Below are 21068 nucleotides of genomic sequence, written 5' to 3'. Positions count from 1 at the left end.
GGGGAGTTCAGGTGGGGTGGGGGGTGTGCCAGCCGGTCAGGCCACGGCGCAGGCGCTGGCCGTCGGGGCTGGAGGCATCAATCATGCCGGTGCGCAGGAACAGGTCAATCAGGACAAGGTTGACGTTGAATTTGAACGCATCGGTATCGCGCACCAGTTCGTAGGCTTCCCGCAGGGGAATCAGGCGGAATTCCTCCACCTCCCCATCAGCGGGCACGGGCACGAAATCGGGTGGCAGTTCCAGCTCGAAGCAGTGCAGCACATCCCGGCGCAATCCCTCCGGCCTGTCAAGCGCGTAGCATATGTCCGCCGTGGGGCGGGCGTTGCGTACCAGTTCCTCGGGCAGGCTGGCTTCTTCCGCGGCTTCCTTGATCAGGGTCTGGATGACGGTATGCCCCGCCGGGATGCCGCCCGCCACCAGATGGTCCAACTTGCCAGGGTCAAGGCGCTTGGTCATGGCGCGGCGGGCCACCCACAGGTGCAGCCCGTCCGCGCGGCGCACGATCCCGTTCAGGTGCACGCCCGCCGCCATCAGGCCAAACAGCGGCAGCGCGCCACGGTCGATGCGGGCCACGGGCGGGGCGGCCATGTCGGTCCAGACATCAAACAGTTCGTGGTGGGAGCGATAGACCCCTTCCGCCGCCATGTCCGCCCCGATCTGTTCCAGCCGCGCCGGGTCGGCCAGCGTGACGGTGCGGCCCGCCACGGTCATGCCATGGCGCAGCAGGACCGGCAGCAGGTCGGGCTGCACCCAGCCCGCGGGCTGGTGGCCCAGCCGGAATTCCAGCCGCCCCCCGGGCAGGACCGCCGTATTGCAGGCGGTAATATGCCGAAAGAAACCATCGAGGCTGTGTGACATGATCCATCCCTGTCTTTCGGGCCCTGTCTTTTGGGCCATGGGTGGCATACCGGCTGTCCCGGATGCTGACAATCCTGCGCCGGACCTGCCGGGTGCAGGGAATATGGGTTGCAAAACGCGGGGCAGATGCCGCATGGCATGCGGATGGCTGTTACCGACAAGGCCCGGCATGACAGGCCGGAGCGTTCCGCCGCCGCGACCCTGCGTGGCCTTCTTCCCTATCTCTGGCCCTCTCACGACCCGCGCACCCGCCTGCGGGTGGGGGCTGTGTGCCTGCTGCTCATCCTGGCCAAGATCGCCACGATCTGCGTGCCCTATGCCTACAGCCGGGTGATCGACGCCCTGCAGCCCACGGCGGGGCGGGGGGCGATGATGCCGCTCATGCTGATCGTGGGGTATGGGCTGTTGCGCATGGCCGCCGCCGCGCTGGGCGAACTGCGTGACGCCCTGTTCGCGCCCCTGCGCTACCGGATCAGCCGGATCGCGGCCATGCGCAGCTTTACCCACATGCACCAGCTATCCCTGCGCTTTCATCTCAACCGCCAGTCAGGCAGCGTGACGCAGGCGATCGCGCGCGGCACGGATGCGATCGAGACCGTGCTGCGCGTGGGTGTGTTCAACGTGGTGCCCACCATGATCGAGGCGCTGATGGTCATAGCCGTGATCTGGCGGCTGTTTGACTGGCGCTACGCCATCGTGATGCTGCTGGCGGTGGCGGCCTATGTGGCGTTCACCATCGGGTTCACGTCGTGGCGGATCGGGCTGCGGCGGCGGATGAACGACATCAACAGCGAGGCAAGTTGGAAGGCGCTGGACAGCCTGCTCAACTACGAGACCGTAAAATACTTCAATAACGAGGAACATGAGCGCCAGCGCTACGAGGATGCCCAGCGCCGCTACGAACGCGCTGCCGTGCGCACCCAGATTTCCCTCAACGGGCTGAATTTCGGGCAGGCGGCAATCATAGCCCTGGCCCTGATTGCCGTCATGCTCATGGCGGGGCGCGATGTCGAGGCCGGTCGCATGACGATGGGCCATTTCGTGCTGGTCAACACCTACCTCATGCAGCTTTACCTGCCGCTGAACTTCCTTGGCAGCGTGTATTCCTCGCTGCGCAATTCACTGGTGGACCTCGAACACATGTTCGCCCTGATGGACGAGCAGGCGGACATTACCGATTCCCCCGGTGCGGTTTCCATTCCCGCGCGGCTTGATGAAGCCCCGGCTGCTGACATCCGCTTCGAGAACGTGCATTTCAGCTACCATCCCGACCGTGAGATCCTGCGCGGGGTCAGCTTCCATGTGCCGACAGGGCATCGGGTGGCCATTGTCGGCCCTACGGGGGCGGGCAAGTCCACTATAAGCCGCCTGCTGTTCCGGTTCTATGACGTGACATCAGGCCGCATCCTGATCGACGGGCATGACATCCGTGACTGCGCACAGGCGGCGCTGCGCGGTGCCGTGGGCGTGGTGCCGCAGGATACCATCCTGTTCAATGATACGATCGGCTACAACATCGCCTATGGCCGCCTTGGCGCCACGCAGGCCGAGATCGAGCAGGCGGCGCGTCTGGCCTGCATCCATGATTTCATCATCTCGCTGCCCGAAGGCTACGCCACCCGCGTGGGTGAGCGCGGCCTCAAGCTGTCGGGCGGGGAGAAGCAGCGCGTGGCCATTGCGCGCACCATCCTGAAAAACCCGCGCGTGCTGCTGCTTGATGAGGCGACCAGCGCGCTCGATACCCGCACCGAACAGGAAATACAGGCCGCGCTGCACACGGTGGCGGCCAACCGCACCACCATCATCATCGCCCACCGGCTGTCCACCATTGTCGATGCTGATGAAATCCTCGTGATGGGACAGGGGCGCATACTGGAGCGCGGCCCCCATCGCGCGCTGCTGGAACGCGGCGGGCATTACGCGCGGATGTGGGCCGCCCAGGCGGAGGAAGACGCCGCCGTATAGGCTTCACGCGCGCTTGTTACCGGTTTCATATCCGCGTCGTACTGGTAAGGGACGGCAGGCAAGCCCATATCAGGCTGAAGACCACAAGGAGCCGCAAGATGACGGAAACAAGCAACCAGCCGCCCGAAGCCGAGGCCATCCCCCCCGAACTGAGCCATTGCGGCGCGGTGGTGGACAAGGCCATTGAATACATGATCGGTGAGAACCTGCCGCCGGTGGCCATCGCGTCCGCGCTGCTGGGTGGCTCACTGGGGCTGCTGTCGCGCACCATGGGCCGCGAGACGATGCAGGCCATGTTGGAAAACGCGCTGCACAGCGTGCAGGCGGGCGAACTGCACCCCGATCAGGACCGCAAGGCGGGCTGACCCACGGGGGCCGGAAGGGGGCAAAAGGGGTGATCCCGGCCCTTTCCGGGACAAAAAATGCCGAATCACGCTTATGCACCTTGACTGTTGGCGGCGGTTTGGCGATAAGCCGCGCCTAATCAAGACGATCCTTGCCGGGCATTTATGCCTCGGCCACAGTTATATCCGAGGATGATAGAATGTCTCGCCGCTGCCAGATCACAGGCAAGGGCGTGCTGACCGGAAACAACGTCAGCCACGCCAACAACAAGTCCCGCCGCCGCTTCCTGCCCAACCTGCAGGAAACCTCGCTGCTGTCCGATATCCTCGGCACGGCCGTTCCCCTGCGCATGACCACCAACGGCATCCGCACGGTCGAGCACAATGGCGGGCTGGACGCGTTCCTGCTGTCCACCCCGAACCGCAAGCTGACGCCGGAAGCCATGACGGTGAAGCGTCGCATCCTGCGCGTTCAGGAAAAGAAGGCTGCCGTAGCCTGATGCGCCACGGGCCACGCCGCCCCGCCCCATGGGGGCAGGGCGCTGGCCCGGCGCTGTAAAAGCCTGACTGATGTCTGGCGCATTGTTCCGCTGTGCCGGTCTGCGTCGTCCGGGTTGAAAAAGACTGAGGGCGGAAGCAGCTTACGGTTCCGGCAGGCGCGAAAGGGACGGATTCCCCTTCGCGCCCGTGTTGTCTTGTGGAGGTAATCCCGTGTCCGCCAAGTCTGATCTGTCCCTGATTCGCAATATCGGTATTACCGCGCATATTGATGCCGGCAAGACCACCACGACCGAGCGCATCCTGTATTACACGGGTGTGTCGCACAAGATCGGGGAGGTGCACGAGGGCAACACCACCACCGATTACATGGCGCAGGAACGTGAGCGCGGCATCACCATCACGTCCGCCGCCGTGACGTGCGAATGGGCCGGGCACCGCATCAACATCATCGACACCCCGGGCCACATCGACTTCAACATCGAAGTCAACCGCTCGCTGCGCGTGCTCGATGGCGCGGTCTTCATCATCGAAGGCGTGGCCGGCGTGCAGCCGCAGTCCGAGACCAACTGGCGTCTGGCTGACCGCTACAACGTGCCCCGCATCATCTTCATCAACAAGCTGGACCGCACCGGCGCCGACTTCTACCGCGCGTTCGACACGCTGAAGGAGAAGCTGGACATCGTTGCCATCCCGCTGCAGCTTCCCATCGGCGCCGAAGAAAACTTCGTCGGCGTGGTGGACCTGATCGAGATGAAGGCCATCGTCTGGGAAGGCGGTGAGCTGGGCGCGAAGTTCCATGACGAGGAAATTCCCGCCGACCTGCTGGAAAAGGCCAAGGAAGCCCGCCAGAACCTGCTCGACACCGCGCTGGCGGTGGACGACGCGGCGATGGAAGAATACTTCGACAAGGGCGATGTCGAGGTCGCGACGCTGAAGCGCTGCATCAAGAAGGGCACCATCTCCGGTGAGTTCCGTCCCGTCCTGTGCGGCACGGCCTTCAAGAACAAGGGTGTCCAGCCGCTGCTCGACGCCGTCATCGACTTCCTGCCCGCGCCGGACGACGTGGAAGGCATCCGCATCGCCCCGCCGGAAGATGAGGAAGTTGACGAGAAGAAGCTGCCGATCATCCCGGTTGACCCGGATGGCAAGTTCGCTGGCCTCGCCTTCAAGATCATCAACGACAAATACGGCACCCTGACCTTCGTGCGCGTCTATCGTGGCGTGCTGAAGACCGGTGACACCGTGCTGAACACGACCAAGGGCCACAAGGAGCGCATCGGCCGCATCTATCAGATGCATGCTGACAAGCGCGAGGAACTGTCCGAAGTCCATGCCGGTGACATCGCGGCCTTCGTTGGCCTGAAGGACAGCCAGACGGGTGACACGCTGGCCGACCCCACCGATCCGGTGGTGCTGGAACGCATGACCTTCCCGATCCCGGTCATCGACATCTCCGTTGAGCCGAAGACCAAGGACGGCGTGGAAAAGATGACCCTGGCGCTGCAGAAGCTGTCGGGTGAAGATCCCTCCCTGCGTCTGAAGACCGATCAGGAAACCGGCCAGACCATCCTGTCCGGCATGGGTGAGCTGCATCTCGACATCATCATCGACCGCCTGCGTCGTGAATATGGCGTGGACGCGAACATCGGTGCCCCGCAGGTTGCGTATCGTGAAACGATCACCCAGACGCACACCGAAACCTACACCCACAAGAAGCAGTCGGGTGGTTCGGGCCAGTTCGCTGAAGTGAAGATCGAGTTCACGCCGGTCGAGCGTAACGAAGGCATCTCCTTCGAGAACAAGGTCGTCGGCGGCACGGTGCCGAAGGAATACATCCCGGCGGTGGAAAAGGGCATCACGGCGCAGGCCACGACCGGCGTGCTCGCGGGCTTCCCCACGGTGGACTTCAAGTTCACGCTGCTGGACGGTAAGTACCATGATGTCGACTCCTCGGCCCTGGCGTTCGAAATCGCTGCGAAGGCCTGCTTCCGTGAAGGCATGAAGAAGGCCGGCCCGGTCATTCTCGAGCCGATCATGGACGTGGAAATCACCACCCCGAACGATCACGTTGGTGACGTGGTGGGTGACCTGAACCGCCGCCGTGGCATGATCCAGAGCCAGGAAAGCTCGGGTTCGACCGTCATGGTCCGTGCGCAGGTTCCGCTGAAGGAAATGTTCGGCTACATCTCGCACCTGCGTTCGATGACCAAGGGCCGTGCATCCTTCACGATGCAGTTCCATCACTACGATCCGGTGCCCCGCAACGTTGCGGAAGAGATCATGGCGAAGTCCGCCTGATCTTTCTCGAAAGAGAGCGCCTGAGGAAACCGGCCCCATGTGGGCCGGTTTTTTTTGGCCTGCCGTCTGCCGGTTACAGCAAAAATAAGGACGCGGATGACCCGCCCGCCGGAGGGGGTGGGCAGGGATGTGCCTGACAGGTGTGTGATTATTGCGGATGGGGGCGACGCGGAGAGACGCGCGGCCGCCATGCCATGCGGGTCAGGGCGTTATTTTCGCCCACCTGTCATCATGCAGGCTGACCCGTCCTTCCTCATGCAGTTTTTCCAGATGGGCATGCAGGTTCAGCCGGGCCGCCCGGCGCAGGCCGGGGCGCAGCTTGTGGTACATGCTGTCCAGAATTTCATCGAGCGTGCGGGGTGTCGCGGGCAGGAGTGCGAGGATGCTTTTCTCGCGCGCGTGGCGGTGGGCGACCAGCCCGTTGATGCACTCGTTCACCTGCGTAATGGCCGGGCCGTGGGCGGAGAGCAGCAGGTGGCTGTTGCGTTGCTGCAGGTAATCCATGCTGTCGAGAAACTGCCGCACCGACCCGTGGGGTGCAGGGGGCACCATGGTCGTGGACCAGCCCATCACATGGTCACCGGTAAAGATGATCCCGTCCGGCGTTTCCAGGCAGATATGGTCATTGGCATGGCCGGGGGTATACAGCACCCGCAGGCCCGCAATCACGTCAGCATCATGCAGGCCGATATCGGGCGTGAACGAAGGCTCGGCGCTCTGGTAAAACCCGCATACCGGGACACCCAGTCGCTCCCCGAGCGGGCGCGCGCCCTCCAGGTGGTCACGGTGGGTATGGGTCAGGATGATATGCGTTACGGGGTGCCCGGCGGTTGCGTTGACCAGAGCGTCCAGATGTTCGGGGGTGGCGCTGCCGGGGTCGATGATCACGCAGCCCTGTGCATGTTCGACCACCCAGCTATTGGTGCCGTTGCCGGTCATCGGGCCGGGGTTGTTGGCCACGACCCGCCTTATGGTGGGGGTTTCGGGCAGTGGCACATCATACAGGGGTGGCGGTTCAGTGACCCGCCACCCGTTGCGTGATGGCTGCGCGGCCTCAGCCAAAGGCGCCGACATGGTGCATCACACCCGTGCTGATTTCACGCACTGTCTGGAACAGGCGCTGCATCGGCTCGAAGATGTCGGTGTATTCGCGGCTGTAGGTGCCTTCCTGCCGGGGGCCATGCGGCTCGTGGAAGTCGAGGTCGAAACTGCCGTCCGAGCGGTAGGGGAAGATCTGCTCCAGTTCCGTCAGCACCGTGGGAATGTCCAGGCACAGGACCTTCAGCGTCAGCACATCACGCGAGAAGGCATGCCGGGGCGAGAAATACGGGATGCGGGTGGAAAGCAGCCAGATATGCTCGATAATGGCAATGCGGATGGCATGCAGCAGCAGTTCATCGGGCTGCATGTGCGGCGCTTCGGGCCACGCGCGGCGCAGGGCCAGATGGTCGGACTGGATGCGGCGGAACATGGCCTGCGTGCTGGCCCAGAAATCCAGGTTTTCCAGTCCGTGCATGAGCGACAGGAACGATTCCTGCCGGGCCGGGTCCTTCTGCGTGGTGGCGCGCTCAAGCCACAGGTCGGGGTCCAGCAGGTGAATGACGCCACGCAGCACCCCGTGGTCCGAATGGGCCAGCGCATGGGCGGCGAAGTCCATAGCCCGGCGGAAGCGCGGGCTTTCGGCCAGGTACCTCTCGAATGTTTCGGGGTGGCGGGCGGCGGCGGTGCCCAGCCCCTGCAGGGTGTTCGCGCACCATGCAAGCTGCTGCAGGATGGCGTTGTTGGGGATGGCCCGCAACTGGCTGGGATGCTTGATGCGGGTAACGGTGGAGGCCGCGTCGCTCTGCCGTGCCGAGGGGCGTGAACCGGTCTTGTCGATCAGCGACGGCCCGAACGCGCCCAGCAGGGCCGCATAGCCGGGATCTTCCACCAGCCCGGTCATGCCGTTGGCGATGGTGGAGAAGAAATCGGCCGAGAAATCCGGCTCGTCATAAACCGGGTCGCGATCAAGCGCCGTGGTGGTGAAGGCATGTTCGGCAATGATGCTGACCGTTGCATCCGCCAGCGCCTGCGTTCCGAACAGGAGGTAGCCGTCCCCACCCTGAAAGGCGGTTTCCTCACGTAGCTGGATACCGGCGCGGGCGAAGCGGGCGCGGGCATGCGGCGGGGAGAGGTAGTCGAAGCGGTCCGCCAGGCGATAGGGATGCGCGCCGCGACCGATGCTCTCGCCATGGGTGTCGAACAGGATCACCTCGACAAAGGCGAGGTCCCACTTGCGCAGCAGGTCGCATACCTTGATGCGCAGCCGCTCGATCAGATAGGTGGCGGCAAGCTGCCCGACATAACGCCCGGAATCGGAGAAACCGAACTGGAGGCTGAGCTTGCGCGTGCGGTGCAGGTAGGCGCGCCAGTGGGGGGAGCGCAGGGCTTCCTCAATGATCTGCTCGCCATTTTCCAGCGCATCCTGCGTCTCGAACAGGGGCGAAATCTCGATCATGTCGTCAATGCCGTACAGCCGCGCCAGCCACAGCGCCGTCAGCAGCGTGTAGCCGGTTTCGGTCTCGGCAATCAGGAAGCGGATGGGGCTGGTGCGGTCGATATGACGCAGGATCTGGCGCACGGTCATCATGAGCCGCCCGGCGCTGGCCTGTTCCATGAGCAGCGAGCCGAAGTCGATCTCGATCGGTTCGACCGTATCCAGCGCCTCGTTCATGCGGCTGATCAGGGCGCGGCGCTGGGCCGGAACGTCCGGGCTGTCGGTAATGTTCAGCCGCTGGCGCGCGATATTGTGAAGCTGCGTTGCATTGAGCCGCGTATGCGTATGCGCAGCCGACAGGCCATGCGCCATGAAGCCCGCGCGCGCCACCGCCAGCGTCATCTTGTCATCGGCCGACGCCGCGTCAATGGCCTCGCCAAAGGTAGCGCTCAGGTCATTGGTGCTGGTCAGGGCGTCGGCACTGCGGTTGATCAGCACATCGGCAAAGCGCGAGACCGCCTCGGGCTCGGGGCCGGTGGGGCAGGCGGCGATCTGTTCGTTCACCGCGTCAAGCGCGGTGTCGATGCGCTGGAGCAGGTCATTGGCGCAGTCGGTGACCGTGGCCACCTGGTCATGCAGGCGGGAAAGCTGGAGCTGCTTCATGCGCAGGCGCAGGCGCAGCGTATCCCACCAGCCGATGTCGGTGCGGCCATCGGTGTCGTACCCGACCCAGCTTGTCATGATGATGGGGCGCGGGACCAGCGTGAACCAAAGCTGGGGCCAGTGCGTCCGGGCTTCCGACAGCAGGATGGCATTCAGCCTGTCCAGCGCCGTGCGGCCGCGCAGGATGGCCTGCGTGGCCAGGCTGAATTCCTCATCCAGCGTGGGCGGCCCCGCGCGGCGATGCGTCAGGAAGGCCGGGACATGGGCGGGCGGCTCGGACGGGTTGGCGGATGCCAGCTCGGCCAGCGCCTCATAGACCGGGTTGGCCAGCGCGAAAGTGGGGTGCGCGGTAAAGACGGCGGCGAAACGGCTGCGCTCGATGGCGGCGCGGAAACGCGCGATCGGCACCGGGCTGTCATCGGGGTCGGGCTGCACGATCCGGCGCGCGACCGTACACATACGCGTGGTTACGGTCTTTTCGTCGGGGCCATCGAGGTAGGTGGCGATATGATAGGCCCGCCCGGCAAAGGCCCTGTCGCGCAGCAGGCGTACGATGTCCTCCACCTGATCCATGGGCAGGGCGCCGCTGCCCATCTGCCGGCCGATGTGGCGTGCCAGCGCCATGACCGGGCTGCCCGATGCGGTCTCGTCATGGCTGGCTATCAGGCGCTCGGCCTGCTGGAGCAGGTCGGACGCATTCCGCGCGGCGGCTTCGGTCATCGTGTGGTCCTGTTGTAAAAGTTCGTCATGGCCCTTTTCAAATCCCATGTTCCGGTGCGGGCCGCAATGTCTGGAGCATCATTTCACGGGTATTTGGGGTAGGGGGGCGAGTGTTGCTTGGGCTGGGGAGAAGACAATGGTATCAATGATGTCATGAATGGTATTGCACAGTCGGATCAGGACGCGCGGCAGGTACTGCAGCGGTATAAACGGTCCGCAACCGGCCTGCTGGGCGCCATGGCGGCGCTTACGGTAGCGGGGTACGCCCTGCCGCAGATGGGCTGGCTGGCGGACCGGCCCTGGCTGGAAATCCTGCGTTCGGGCACCAAGGCCGGGGTAGTGGGCGGCCTGGCGGACTGGTTCGCCGTGACCGCGCTGTTCCGCAGGCCGATGGGCCTGCCGATTCCGCATACCGCCATCCTGCCCGCGCAGAAGGAACGGCTGGCGCAGGCGCTCGGGCGGTTCGTCTCCACCAACGTCTTTACGGAAAAGGAGGTTGCGTCCGCGTTCAGCCGCATCGACCTGCCTTCGATCCTCGGCAACATCCTTCAGGAGCCGGAAACGGCGGAAATGGTCAACCGCGCGGTGCTTGGCTCCGTGCCGCACGTGCTGGACCGGCTGGAGGACGGGCGGGCGAGTCTCGCCATCGCCCGGATGCTGCCCGTCCTGCTGGGTGGTGAGGAGATCGCGCCGGTCGTGACCCGCAGCCTGCGCGCGATGGTGGAGGGAGATTGCCATCAGGAGGTGCTGTCCTTCCTGCTCGCGCGGCTGAAGGAGGGGCTCAAGGCCAAGGAGCCGGCCCTGCGCGCGATGATCGAGGACCGCGTGCGCGAACAGGGCGGGCGCGTGCTGGGCTGGGCCATTGGCGGCTCGATCGCCACCAAGGTGCTGCTGGCGGCCAGTCAGGAGCTTGACCGGATCGACCCGCAGAATTCGGAACTGCGCGAGGGATTCACGACATGGGTGCGCTCCGAAATCGACCGGATCGAGCAGGATGGCGAGCGCAGGCGCGAGATTACCGATGCGGTGATGGGCGTGCTGACGCATGACAGCGTGCGTGGCTGGAGCAGCGAGGTCTGGCACCGCCTGCGCCGCATGATCGAGGAAGACATGCGCAAGGGGGAGACAAGCTGGGCCGCCACCATCGTGCGCGATGCGCTGCACCGCCTGTCGGAACAGATGTATCATGACGCGACCATGCGCAAACGCATAAATGATGGCGCGCGCGGCATGATTCTGGGCAGCCTGCCCTTCCTGCGGGAGCGGATGTCGCGTTTTATTTACTCGGTCGTGAACGGATGGGACGCGGAAAGCCTGAGCGACAGGCTGGAACTGAGGGTAGGCAAGGATCTCCAGTATATCCGCCTTAATGGAACACTGGTCGGTTTTATGGCCGGGTGTGGCCTGTCCGTGCTATTACAACTCATATTCGGAACCGGGATCGGGTAGGGTGCGCGGGTATTGTACGTTAGGACTTGACGACGCGCCGCAGGTGGCCCATCTGGGAATTCATGAAACAGTACTGTTTCGGTCCAATTAGTGCCCCGGGCCAGACGTACGGGAGAACGGAATGCTGAAACTGTCGAAACTGACCGATTATGCCGTGGTGGCTCTGGTCCGGCTGGGGCAGAAGGAAGGGGTCACGACCTCGCCTGTCCTGTCCCGTTCGACGGGCATTCCCGAACCGACGGTGGCCAAGGTGCTCAAGATTCTGGCAACGCAGGGTGTCGTGATTTCCCAGCGCGGGGCGCGCGGCGGCTACAGGCTGGCCTCCCCGCTGGAGGAAATCTCGATCGCCACCGTGATCCAGGCCATTGATGGCCCGATCTCGCTGACCACCTGCGTTGATGGTGGTGACTGCGACGCCCGCTCCACCTGCGGGCTGGGGGAGCAGTGGGATCTGGTCAACTCCGCCATCCGCAATGCCCTGTCCAGCATCACGCTGGCGGACATGAAGAACCACACCGTTACCGACAGGCTGGAAACCATGAACGCCCCAACCATGTTCATCGCGCCCGAAGCCACGGCCTGAACTGGGGAAAGGAGAGAGCCATGCCGGCAGTAGCTGAAACCCGCAAGACGGTCGAAACCCTTGGGCAGAATACCTATAAATGGGGATTCGAGACCGATATCGAGATGGATATCGCCCCCAAGGGGCTGAATGAAGACACGATCCGTCTGATTTCCAGCCGCAAGCAGGAACCGCAGTGGCTGCTGGAATGGCGGCTCAAGGCCTACCGTTCTTGGCTGGAAATGCGTGAGCCGACATGGGCCAAGGTGCATTATCCCCCCATCGACTACCAGGACGTGCATTACTACGCCGCCCCCCGCAAGAAGCCGGGTCCCAAGTCGCTGGACGAGGTTGATCCCGAACTGCTGCGTACTTACGAAAAGCTCGGGATTCCGCTGCATGAACAGGCGATGCTGGCGGGCGTGGAACTGCCCGAGGGGCAGGAAGCCCGCCCCCCCGTGGCTGTTGACGCGGTATTCGACAGCGTTTCCGTCGCCACCACCTTCCGCAAGACCCTGCAGGAAGCGGGCGTGATCTTCTGCCCCATTTCGGAGGCCGTGCGCGACCATCCCGAACTGGTGCGCAAGTACCTGGGCAGCGTGGTGCCGGTTACGGACAATTTCTACGCCGCCCTGAACGCGGCGGTGTTTACCGACGGGTCGTTCGTGTACGTGCCCAAGGGCGTGCGCTGCCCGATGGAACTGTCCACCTATTTCCGCATCAACGCCCGCAATACCGGCCAGTTCGAGCGTACGCTGATCGTGGTGGAGGAGGGGGCTTCCGTCTCTTATCTGGAGGGCTGCACCGCGCCGATGCGCGATGAAAACCAGCTTCATGCCGCCGTGGTCGAACTGGTGGCGATGGATGATGCCTCCATCAAGTATTCCACCGTGCAGAACTGGTACCCCGGTGATGAGAACGGCAAGGGTGGCATCTATAACTTCGTGACCAAGCGCGGGGCCTGCCGGGGCGCGCGCTCCAAGATTTCATGGACGCAGGTGGAAACCGGCTCGGCCATTACATGGAAATACCCCTCGTGCATCCTTCAGGGGGAAGGATCTGTGGGTGAGTTCTATTCGGTCGCCGTCACCAACAACCACCAGCAGGCCGATACCGGCACCAAGATGATCCATATCGGGCGCAACACGCGTTCGACCATCATCGCCAAGACCATAAGCGCCGGGCACTCCGACAGCACCTATCGCGGGCTGGTGCGCATGATGCCCAAGGCATCGGGCAGCCGCAATTTCACGCAGTGCGACAGCCTGCTGATCGGTGACCAGTGCGGGGCGCATACCGTGCCCTATATCGAGAGCCGCAACATGTCCGCGCGCGTGGAGCATGAGGCGACGACCTCCAAGATATCGGAAGACCAGCTCTTCTACTGCCGCCAGCGCGGCCTGTCCGAAGAAGATGCGGTGGGCCTGATCGTCAATGGCTTCTGCAAGGACGTTCTCAAGGAACTGCCGATGGAATTCGCCGTAGAGGCGCAGAAGCTCCTGCAAATCAGCCTTGAAGGCAGCGTGGGCTAACAGGGATTGGGAAACGTGAGCAAGCAATTCGTAAGCATTGATGGCCTGTGCGCCCGTATTTCGGACGGTGGGACACATAAGGAAATCCTGCGCGGTGTGGATCTGCAGATCCCCGCGGGTGAGGTCCATGCGATCATGGGGCCGAACGGGTCGGGCAAGTCCACCCTGTCCTACGTCCTTGCCGGACGGGAAGATTATGAGGTGACCGGCGGCGGCGCGACCTTCAAGGGGCAGGACCTGCTGGCGCTGGAACCGGAGGAGCGTGCGGCCCTGGGCCTGTTCCTTGCGTTCCAGACCCCGGTTGAACTGCCGGGCGTGAACAACGCCAACTTCCTGCGCACCGCGGTCAATGCCGTGCGGCGCGCGCGCGGGCAGGAAGAACTGGACGCCGTGGCCTTTCTCAAGGCCGTGCGCAAGGAGACCAAGCATCTTTCCATGTCGGACGAGATGCTCAAGCGCAATGTGAATGTCGGCTTCTCCGGTGGTGAGAAGAAGCGCAACGAAGTGCTGCAGATGCGCATGCTCCAGCCCTCCTTCGCCATTCTGGACGAGACGGATAGCGGGCTGGACATTGATGCGCTGCGCATCGTGGCGGAGGGCGTCAATTCCCTGCGCGGGCCGGATTTCTCCGCGCTGGTCATCACGCACCACCAGCGCCTGCTGGATTATATCGTGCCCGATCGCATCCACGTCATGGCGAAGGGGCGCATCATCCACAGTGGCGGGCCGGAACTGGCCAAGCAGCTTGAAGCGCAGGGTTACGCGCGCTTCCTGGCGGAGGCGGCGTGAACGCGCTGACACCGGTCGGGGTCAATGCCAGCGCCTTTCTCGACCGGGATGATGGACTGGCGGGTGCCAGCCAGCGCAAGGCGGCGGAGTTCCTGCGCCACGCGGGCCTGCCGCGTGCCGGGGTGGAGGCATGGAAATACACCACCCTGCGCACGCTGGCCGACGTGCCCTTCGCCACGGCCCCGCGCAATGTAAACGACGGTCCCGTCGATACGCTTCTGGCCGAAATCGAGACCATTTCCGGCCTTGGGGCCGGGGCGAACCGTGCCGTGTTCGTCAACGGTTATTTCGATGCCGCCCGTTCGCGCCTGCCCGCCAATGTCCGGATTTCCACCGGCGCTGGTGCGGATGTGGCGGAGGACGGGATTGACCCGGCGGGTGATGTCACGACGGCGCTGAACACCCTGCTGGCGCGCGACGGGCTGGATCTGGTCGTGCCCGAAGGGGTGGATGCCGGTTGCCTGCTGCTGGTCAGCATCGGCATCACGGCGGATGACGCGCCGGTCTCGTTCCATCCGCGCCACCGTATCGTGGTGGAGAAGGGTGGCAGGCTGGCCGTGCTGGATGCCTCCGTGGGGCAGGGCCATTACCTGCATAACCCGCTTTATGACATTGCCGTAGCCGACAAGGGCTACCTGTCCCATGCCCGCATACAGGCGGAAGGCGCGCTTGCGGTGCATCTTGCTGTAAGTCATGCGCATGTTGCGGCGGATGGCGTGTACGATAGCTTTACGCTGACGCTGGGCGGCAACCTGTCGCGGCATGAAGTGCATGCGGGGCTGACCCGGTCGGGCGCGCATGTGCATGTCAACGGCGCGCAGCTTCTGACGGGCCGCCAGCATGGGGACCTGACCAGCGTGATTACGCATGCCGCACCCGGCTGCGTTTCACGCCAGACGGTCAAGAACGTCCTGTCCGATCAGGCGCGCGGCGTGTTTCAGGGCAAGATCCTGGTGGAACGGGTTGCCCAGCAGACCGATGGTTACCAGATGAACCAGGCGCTGCTGCTGTCTGATGGTGCGGAAATCGACGCCAAGCCCGAGCTTGAAATCTACGCCGATGACGTGAAATGCAGCCACGGTGCCACGGTGGGCGCGCTGGATGATGACCAGCTTTTCTACCTGCGCAGCCGTGGCATACCCGATGATGTCGCCCGTTCCATGCTGATCCGTGCGTTCCTGCACGATGTGGTGGACGAGGTGGCTGACCTGCGGCTGAAGGACAGCCTCAACCTGGCCGTGGAAGCATGGTGGAAGCGGGAGGCGGCATGATGGATCAGGTCGTGACACAGGCCTCCGACGCGGCGGGGAGCCTCCGGCATATCCGCGCCGATTTCCCCATCCTGACACAGAAGGTGCATGGCAAGGACCTGGTGTTTCTGGACAGTGCGGCTTCCGCGCAGAAACCCCGGCAGGTCATTGACTGCATGGCCGAGACCATGCGCACCCAGTACGCCAACATCCACCGTGGCCTGTACTGGATGAGCGAGCGCACGACCGAAGCCTATGAGGCCGTTCGTGATCAGGTTGCGGGTTTTCTGGGTGCTGGCGCGCGGGAGGAGATCATATTCACCCGCAACAGCACCGAAGCCATCAACCTCGTGGCCCATTCCTACGGCTCGCTGCTCCGTCCGGGGCAGGTGGTGCTGATTTCGGAAATGGAGCATCACGCCAACATCGTGCCCTGGCAGATGCTGCGTGATCGCGCCGGCATCGAACTGCGGGTCACGCCGGTGACCGATGACGGCGCGCTGGACATGGAAGCCCTCGGGCAGAACCTGTCCGATGGCCGGGTGGCGCTGGTTGCCATTACGCACATGTCCAACGTGCTGGGTACGATCACGGATGCGCGGGCCATTGCCGACATGGCGCATGCCGCCGGGGCGAAGGTGCTGTTCGATGGCAGCCAGCTTGCCGTCCACCGCCGGGTGAACGTGCGCGAACTGGATGCGGATTTCTACGTGCTGACCGGGCACAAGCTGTACGGGCCGACCGGTATTGGCGTGCTGTGGGCACGGCGTGAGATACTGGATGAAATGCCGCCCTTCCTTGGCGGAGGCGACATGATTTCAACCGTGTCCTTCGGCCGTTCGACATGGGCGCCCGTGCCGCACAAGTTCGAGGCCGGAACCCCCGCCATTATCGAGACCATCGGGCTGGGTGCCGCCATCAGCTATATCGAGTCCATCGGCTTTGACCGGATCGGCGCGCATGAGGAAGCCCTGACCGCCCACGCGCTCAAGGCGCTGGGGCAGGTCAGCGGGCTGAAGGTGATCGGGACCGCGCCGGAACGTGGCGGGGTCATTTCGTTCACCATGGCGGATGTGCACCCGCACGATATTGCCACCCTGCTGGACCGCAACGGAATCGCGGTGCGGGCGGGGCATCACTGCGCCGAACCGCTCATGCGCAGGCTGGGCGTGTCGGCCACAGCGCGGGCCAGCTTTGGCATCTACACCACGCCGGAGGAAATAGACCTGCTGGCCGCGACGCTGGTGCAGATACGCGGTTTTTTTGTCTGACGGTGTGATGACGCAGGACGATCTGTACCGCACCGTTGTACTGCAACGGACCAAAACGCCCCTTTACGCGGGCAAGCTGGCGCAGGCAAACGCACAGGGGCAGGGCACGAACCCGCTATGTGGGGACAGGGTTCACCTCCATGCGGTCATTGACGCGCAGGGACGTATCGACGCGATCCGGCATGAAACGCGTGGCTGCGCCATCTGCGCCGCCTCCGCTGATCTGATGGCGGAAAGGGTAACGGGACAGGAACCGGCGCGGATCAGGCAGCTTCATGCGGATATGGAGGCAGCGGTGCAGACGGGCAACGCCCCGGCGGCCCTGGGTGAACTCTCGGCCTTCGCACCCCTGCACCGGCATCGTTCCCGTATCCGCTGCGCCATGCTGCCATGGACGGCACTGATGGAGATGCTCAATGATGACAAAGACAGGTGAAAGTCTCATGGACGAGAAACATCAGGTAGAGCCCGCCATCGGCATGGCTGAGGGAACCGGTTCTTTCTCCCTGGAGGCGGATGATACGGCGACGAAGGTCAAACCCGTGTCGGCCTGGACGCCGGATGGTGAAAAGCCGCCGGAAAACAGCGCAAAGACGGGTACTCCGGATGAAGATACCGTCATCGAGGCGATCGCGACGGTGTATGACCCGGAAATTCCGGTCAACATCTATGAACTCGGCCTGATCTACGCCATCGACCTGCATGATGATGGGTCGGTCAAGGTCGAGATGACCCTTACGGCCCCCAACTGCCCCAGCGCGCAGGAACTGCCCGTGCAGGTGAAGGAAGCCGTGGAAAAGATTGATGCGGTCACCAGCGCCACGGTCGAGATCGTGTGGGAACCGCCATGGGATATGTCGCGTATGAGTGAAGATGCGCGCCTCGCCCTGAACATGTTCTGAACCCAGCAAGGGGAACGTGCCATGACCGAACAGAATACCGTAACCGCCCGGCCCCCGGTCCGCCGTGAACTGCCGCCGCTCCTGTCACTGACGGAGCGCGCGGCGCAACGGCTTGAGACTCTGTACCGGACCAACCATGCCGGCCACCTGCTGCGCATTGGTGTCTCGACCAAGGGGTGCTCGGGCAATGCCTATGACATGACCTTCGTTGAACAGCCCGGCCCGGGTGATGAAGTGGTGAAGGATAAAGGCGTGACCCTGCTGGTTGACCGCAAGGCGACGCTGTTCCTGATCGGCTCGGTCATGGATTATGAGGTCAAGCAGCTTGAAGCCGGTTTTACCTTCAGCAACCCCAATGAAAAAGGCCGCTGCGGGTGCGGCGAGAGCTTTCACGTCTGAAAACGGGCGTTTCCGGGTGCCGCTTTTTCTCGAAAGGGCGGCATTGATGGGATACCGGGGGCACACGGCCCCCGGTGCCTAGCGCCGGTTCTGCCGCGTGCTTCCGGGCAGGGTCAGCACGCATACGGCCTCTACCTCGGCTGACCACAGGAACTGGTCAATCACCGTTACGCTGTCCACCCGGTAGCCTGCCTGCTGTAGCGGGGTCAGGTCGCGCTGGAGTGCCGTGGGGTTGCAACTGACATAAATGACGTGCCGGGGCTTGCCCGCCACGATCTGCGCCACCTGCGCCCCGGCCCCGGCATGGGGCGGGTCCAGCACAATGGCGGCTGCCTTGGCCAGATCGGTCGCCATGACCGGCTGGCGGTTGAGATCGCGCAGCGCAGGCATGACACGCGTGCCGCCACTGGCCTGCTTCAGGCAGGCAAAAGCGGCCTTATCCCCTTCATAGGCAGCAACCTTGGCATGTTCTGCCAGCGCGAAGGACAGCGTGCCGCAGCCTGCGTAAAGTTCGATAATGCCTGCCTTCAGGCCCTTGCGCGGCAGTCCGGCCAGAACCGCAGTCCTGATCGCTTCTTCACCATCAAGTGCCGCCTGCAGGAAGGCACCCGGAGGGGGCACGACACGCACGGCACCAAAATGATGGAAGACCGGCCCGGTCAGGGCCAGTGTCTCCGGTGGCCGGGCGTTCAGGGAAATGCGCGGTATGGCGTGGCTTTTGCAGAATTGGGCCAGAATCCGCCGGTCATTGGCGTCAGGCGTACCATCGAGCGTAATCAGCAGGTCCGGCCCGCTATCAAGCAGGTTGATCTGGACATCACCACCCGCATGCACCGCTGGCAGCGAGTGCAGCATCTGGCGCAGCGGCGCGAGCAGCGCGAAAATGGCCGGGTGCAGCAGGGTGCACTCCGTCATGTCCACCACATCGCCACGGCGGCGATGGAGACCCAGCACGATCTGCCTGTCCACCCGCCGAAAGGCGAGATCGACACGCCGCCTGCCATGCGGGGCGACCTGATGGGTGGTGGGGGTGGGAAGCGCTGCAAAGCCGCAGCGTTCCAGTGCCTCGATCACACGGGTGGTTTTCCATGCCGCGATGGCAGGCAGCGCCATGTGCTGGAGGCGGCACCCACCGCAGGTACCCGCCAGGTGGCACGGTGGCGTGACCCGGTCGGGACCGGGGGTGATGACCCGCTCCAGCGTGGCATGCGTGCCATTCTGGCAGGCCAGCAGGACTTCATCGCCCGGTAGTGTCCCGGGTATGAACACGCGCCCCTGCGGGGACTGGGCCACGCCATCCCCATCATTGCCAAGCGCCACCACCCGGATGGCATCGGCCATTACGTTTTCCATTATGCTGTCGCTTGAAGCGTCGCCTGCCTATTCATCCGCCGGGATGACTGTCTTTTCACGGCGGGGAAGCTGCATGAAGGCGGGGATGTCCTCCCCGAACCCGACAATGCCCTGATCGGCGGCGGGCGGCAGCAGGCCGGCATCGCGCCGTGTGGGGGCGCTTGCCGCCGTATCGGACCTGCGGCCCTTGCGGGGTGCCTTCTCCGCTGCGGGAGCAGGGGCGGGGGCGGCAGGTGCCGCCGGGGTTGGTGCTGGCGCAGGCGCGCTGCTTTTCGGCTGTGCCGCGCTGTCCTTGCGGGGCTTGCGGCGACCGCCAGCGGATCGCGGCTCATCGGACCAGTCCAGATTATCCACGCCATTGACCTCAATTCGGGGGATGGGCTTGCCCGTCAGTTTCTCGATGGCCTGGGCCAGACCTTCCTCATCGGGGGTGGCCAGGCTGTAGGCATGTCCGGTGCGGCCCGCACGCCCGGTGCGGCCGATGCGGTGGACGTAATCCTCCGCATGGAATGGCAGGTCGAAATTGAACACGTGCGACAGACCGCCAATGTCGATACCGCGCGCCGCGATGTCGGAGCAGACCAGTATCTGGAGCTTGCCGGTCTTGAAGGCATCAAGCGTGGCGAAGCGGGTGGACTGCGGCAGGTCGCCATGCAGGGCGCCAGCGGAGAATCCGTGCTTGATGAGCGATTTGCACAGCACGTCCACATCACGCTTGCGGTTGCAGAACACGATGGCGTTCTGCATGTCCGCCTCACGCAGCATCTTGCGCAGGGCGCGACGCTTGTCATGGGCATCCACGACCGCAAGCCCGGTCTCGATGGTGGTCGCGACGGAGGAGGGGCGGCTGACCGTGATTTCCTTCGGGTTGCTCAGGAACATGTCGGCCAGACGCCGGATTTCCGGCGCCATGGTGGCCGAGAAGAACATGGTCTGGCGCAGCGGGGAGAGCATGCTCACGATCTTCTCGATATCGGGAATGAATCCCATATCGAGCATGCGGTCCGCCTCATCAATCACCAGCAGGCGGGTCTGGGTCAGCAGCAGGCCGCCGCGTTCAAACAGGTCGATCAGCCGCCCGGGGGTGGCGATCAGCACGTCAACGCCACGGTTGAGCACTTCCTTCTGCTCGGCCATGCTTTCGCCGCCGATCAGCAGCGCGTGGGTCAACTTGAGGTATTTGCCGTAATTGACGAAATTTTCCGCCACCTGCAGCGCGAGTTCGCGCGTGGGCTCAAGGATGAGCGAACGCGGCATGCGCGCGCGGGCGCGCGATCCGGACAGCATCTCGAGCATGGGCAGCGTGAACGACGCGGTCTTGCCGGTGCCCGTCTGGGCAACGCCCAGTACGTCGCGCCCCATCAGCACATAGGGAATGGCCTGGGCCTGGATGGGGGTGGGATGACGGTATCCCATCTCATCTATGGCCTGCTGGATGGGGGCCGACAGGCCAAGTTCGGAAAACAGGGGCTGTGCCTGTTCCGGCGCGGCTGTTTGTGCTGGCGTGTCACTGGCGGCGGTCCCGTCGATGCTGGCGGCGGGAACTGCGGCTGCCGCCGTTTTTGCGGAACGTGCGGGGGCGGAGGAAGTTTTTTTGGCGCTCAAATTACTCTCGAACATATCAGCAGATGGATATGGCCCCGTCCGATTGCCACCGTGTCGCGCTGTATCAGGCTGCCGTCCCTGATGTACCTGCAGCAATGCAGGGAGGGGGAATGTGACATGGCGGGGACAG

General features: G+C 63.9%; 18 protein-coding genes. 13 read left to right on the top strand and 5 right to left on the bottom strand.

Annotation, left to right across the window (positions count from 1 at the left end; all coding sequences use genetic code 11):
* Positions 1-7: 7 nt before the first annotated feature.
* Complete coding sequence (locus DY926_RS05200; RefSeq protein WP_116702397.1) at positions 8-859, bottom strand: NUDIX hydrolase; 852 nt, start codon at positions 857-859, stop codon at positions 8-10.
* 126 nt (positions 860-985) lie between these two features.
* Between DY926_RS05200 and DY926_RS05195 the strand changes: the two genes are divergently transcribed.
* From DY926_RS05195 to fusA, 4 genes are all read left to right on the top strand, one after another.
* Positions 986-2824: an ABCB family ABC transporter ATP-binding protein/permease gene (locus DY926_RS05195; RefSeq protein WP_116702387.1), complete on the top strand. Its 1839-nt coding sequence runs from the start codon at positions 986-988 to the stop codon at positions 2822-2824.
* Between the two features lie 98 nt (positions 2825-2922).
* A complete protein-coding gene (locus tag DY926_RS05190) occupies positions 2923-3189 on the top strand; it encodes a hypothetical protein (RefSeq protein WP_116702386.1) in 267 nt (88 codons plus the stop codon).
* Between the two features lie 179 nt (positions 3190-3368).
* Positions 3369-3668: a 50S ribosomal protein L28 gene (gene rpmB, locus DY926_RS05185; protein WP_116702396.1), complete on the top strand. Its 300-nt coding sequence runs from the start codon at positions 3369-3371 to the stop codon at positions 3666-3668.
* A 211-nt stretch (positions 3669-3879) separates the two neighbouring features.
* A complete protein-coding gene (fusA, locus tag DY926_RS05180) occupies positions 3880-5967 on the top strand; it encodes an elongation factor G (protein WP_116702385.1) in 2088 nt (695 codons plus the stop codon).
* Positions 5968-6168: 201 nt separating this feature from the next.
* On the opposite strand, the gene DY926_RS05175 is transcribed toward fusA, so the two are convergent.
* Both DY926_RS05175 and DY926_RS05170 read right to left on the bottom strand, forming a co-directional pair.
* Positions 6169-7041 carry an MBL fold metallo-hydrolase gene (locus DY926_RS05175; RefSeq protein ID WP_116702384.1) on the bottom strand — a complete coding sequence of 291 codons (873 nt, stop codon included), beginning with the start codon at positions 7039-7041 and terminating at the stop codon, positions 6169-6171.
* Positions 7022-9826, bottom strand: coding sequence for a phosphoenolpyruvate carboxylase (locus tag DY926_RS05170; RefSeq protein ID WP_116702395.1), 2805 nt, complete (start codon positions 9824-9826; stop codon positions 7022-7024). The genes DY926_RS05175 and DY926_RS05170 overlap by 20 nt, the downstream gene beginning before the upstream one ends.
* Positions 9827-9979: 153 nt before the next feature.
* Here DY926_RS05170 and DY926_RS05165 point away from each other — a divergent pair, with 153 nt between their 5' ends.
* From DY926_RS05165 to DY926_RS05125, 9 genes are all read left to right on the top strand, one after another.
* Complete coding sequence (locus tag DY926_RS05165; protein ID WP_116702394.1) at positions 9980-11275, top strand: DUF445 domain-containing protein; 1296 nt, start codon at positions 9980-9982, stop codon at positions 11273-11275.
* Between the two features lie 121 nt (positions 11276-11396).
* Positions 11397-11858, top strand: a complete 462-nt coding sequence (locus DY926_RS05160) for an SUF system Fe-S cluster assembly regulator (RefSeq protein ID WP_116702383.1) — start codon at positions 11397-11399, stop codon at positions 11856-11858.
* 20 nt (positions 11859-11878) lie between these two features.
* Entirely contained in the window at positions 11879-13369 is a 1491-nt protein-coding gene (gene sufB, locus DY926_RS05155) for a Fe-S cluster assembly protein SufB (protein WP_116702382.1), read from the top strand.
* 15 nt (positions 13370-13384) lie between these two features.
* Entirely contained in the window at positions 13385-14158 is a 774-nt protein-coding gene (gene sufC / locus DY926_RS05150) for a Fe-S cluster assembly ATPase SufC (RefSeq protein WP_116702381.1), read from the top strand.
* Positions 14155-15429, top strand: a complete 1275-nt coding sequence (gene sufD, locus DY926_RS05145) for a Fe-S cluster assembly protein SufD (protein ID WP_116702380.1) — start codon at positions 14155-14157, stop codon at positions 15427-15429. The genes sufC and sufD overlap by 4 nt, the downstream gene beginning before the upstream one ends.
* The gene (locus tag DY926_RS05140) at positions 15429-16679 is read left to right on the top strand and encodes an aminotransferase class V-fold PLP-dependent enzyme (protein WP_116702393.1); all 1251 of its coding nucleotides are present in this window, start codon (positions 15429-15431) and stop codon (positions 16677-16679) included. The genes sufD and DY926_RS05140 overlap by 1 nt, the downstream gene beginning before the upstream one ends.
* 7 nt (positions 16680-16686) lie before the next feature.
* Positions 16687-17115 (top strand): Fe-S cluster assembly sulfur transfer protein SufU, encoded by a 429-nt coding sequence (sufU, locus tag DY926_RS05135; protein ID WP_116702379.1) that lies wholly within the window; start codon positions 16687-16689, stop codon positions 17113-17115.
* A 43-nt stretch (positions 17116-17158) separates the two neighbouring features.
* Complete coding sequence (locus DY926_RS05130) at positions 17159-17581, top strand: SUF system Fe-S cluster assembly protein (RefSeq protein WP_241503071.1); 423 nt, start codon at positions 17159-17161, stop codon at positions 17579-17581.
* A 21-nt stretch (positions 17582-17602) separates the two neighbouring features.
* Positions 17603-17980: a HesB/IscA family protein gene (locus DY926_RS05125; RefSeq protein WP_116702377.1), complete on the top strand. Its 378-nt coding sequence runs from the start codon at positions 17603-17605 to the stop codon at positions 17978-17980.
* A gap of 78 nt (positions 17981-18058) precedes the next feature.
* On the opposite strand, the gene DY926_RS05120 is transcribed toward DY926_RS05125, so the two are convergent.
* Both DY926_RS05120 and DY926_RS05115 read right to left on the bottom strand, forming a co-directional pair.
* Positions 18059-19333 carry a class I SAM-dependent RNA methyltransferase gene (locus DY926_RS05120; protein ID WP_116702376.1) on the bottom strand — a complete coding sequence of 425 codons (1275 nt, stop codon included), beginning with the start codon at positions 19331-19333 and terminating at the stop codon, positions 18059-18061.
* 27 nt (positions 19334-19360) lie between these two features.
* Positions 19361-20938: a DEAD/DEAH box helicase gene (locus DY926_RS05115; RefSeq protein WP_116702375.1), complete on the bottom strand. Its 1578-nt coding sequence runs from the start codon at positions 20936-20938 to the stop codon at positions 19361-19363.
* Positions 20939-21068: the final 130 nt, after the last annotated feature.

It is taken from the genome of Komagataeibacter melaceti (genome assembly GCF_003403295.1).
GTDB lineage: Bacteria > Pseudomonadota > Alphaproteobacteria > Acetobacterales > Acetobacteraceae > Komagataeibacter > Komagataeibacter melaceti.
Note: the sequence above shows the minus strand (reverse complement) of the source record. Positions and strands in the feature narration are given on the sequence as shown.

Bases quoted from the DNA above. Each gene is read 5' to 3' on its own strand.
- DY926_RS05125 (WP_116702377.1), top strand. From the start codon at position 17,603: ATGACCGAACAGAATACCGTAACCGCCCGGCCCCCGGTCCGCCGTGAA.
- DY926_RS05140 (WP_116702393.1), top strand. From the start codon at position 15,429: ATGGATCAGGTCGTGACACAGGCCTCCGACGCGGCGGGGAGCCTCCGG.
- DY926_RS05170 (WP_116702395.1), bottom strand. From the start codon at position 9,826: ATGACCGAAGCCGCCGCGCGGAATGCGTCCGACCTGCTCCAGCAGGCC.
- sufB (WP_116702382.1), top strand. From the start codon at position 11,879: ATGCCGGCAGTAGCTGAAACCCGCAAGACGGTCGAAACCCTTGGGCAG.
- DY926_RS05165 (WP_116702394.1), top strand. From the start codon at position 9,980: ATGAATGGTATTGCACAGTCGGATCAGGACGCGCGGCAGGTACTGCAG.
- DY926_RS05120 (WP_116702376.1), bottom strand. From the start codon at position 19,333: ATGGAAAACGTAATGGCCGATGCCATCCGGGTGGTGGCGCTTGGCAAT.
- DY926_RS05175 (WP_116702384.1), bottom strand. From the start codon at position 7,041: ATGTCGGCGCCTTTGGCTGAGGCCGCGCAGCCATCACGCAACGGGTGG.
- DY926_RS05195 (WP_116702387.1), top strand. From the start codon at position 986: ATGCCGCATGGCATGCGGATGGCTGTTACCGACAAGGCCCGGCATGAC.
- rpmB (WP_116702396.1), top strand. From the start codon at position 3,369: ATGTCTCGCCGCTGCCAGATCACAGGCAAGGGCGTGCTGACCGGAAAC.
- DY926_RS05130 (WP_241503071.1), top strand. From the start codon at position 17,159: ATGGCTGAGGGAACCGGTTCTTTCTCCCTGGAGGCGGATGATACGGCG.
- DY926_RS05160 (WP_116702383.1), top strand. From the start codon at position 11,397: ATGCTGAAACTGTCGAAACTGACCGATTATGCCGTGGTGGCTCTGGTC.
- DY926_RS05200 (WP_116702397.1), bottom strand. From the start codon at position 859: ATGTCACACAGCCTCGATGGTTTCTTTCGGCATATTACCGCCTGCAAT.
- DY926_RS05190 (WP_116702386.1), top strand. From the start codon at position 2,923: ATGACGGAAACAAGCAACCAGCCGCCCGAAGCCGAGGCCATCCCCCCC.
- sufU (WP_116702379.1), top strand. From the start codon at position 16,687: ATGACGCAGGACGATCTGTACCGCACCGTTGTACTGCAACGGACCAAA.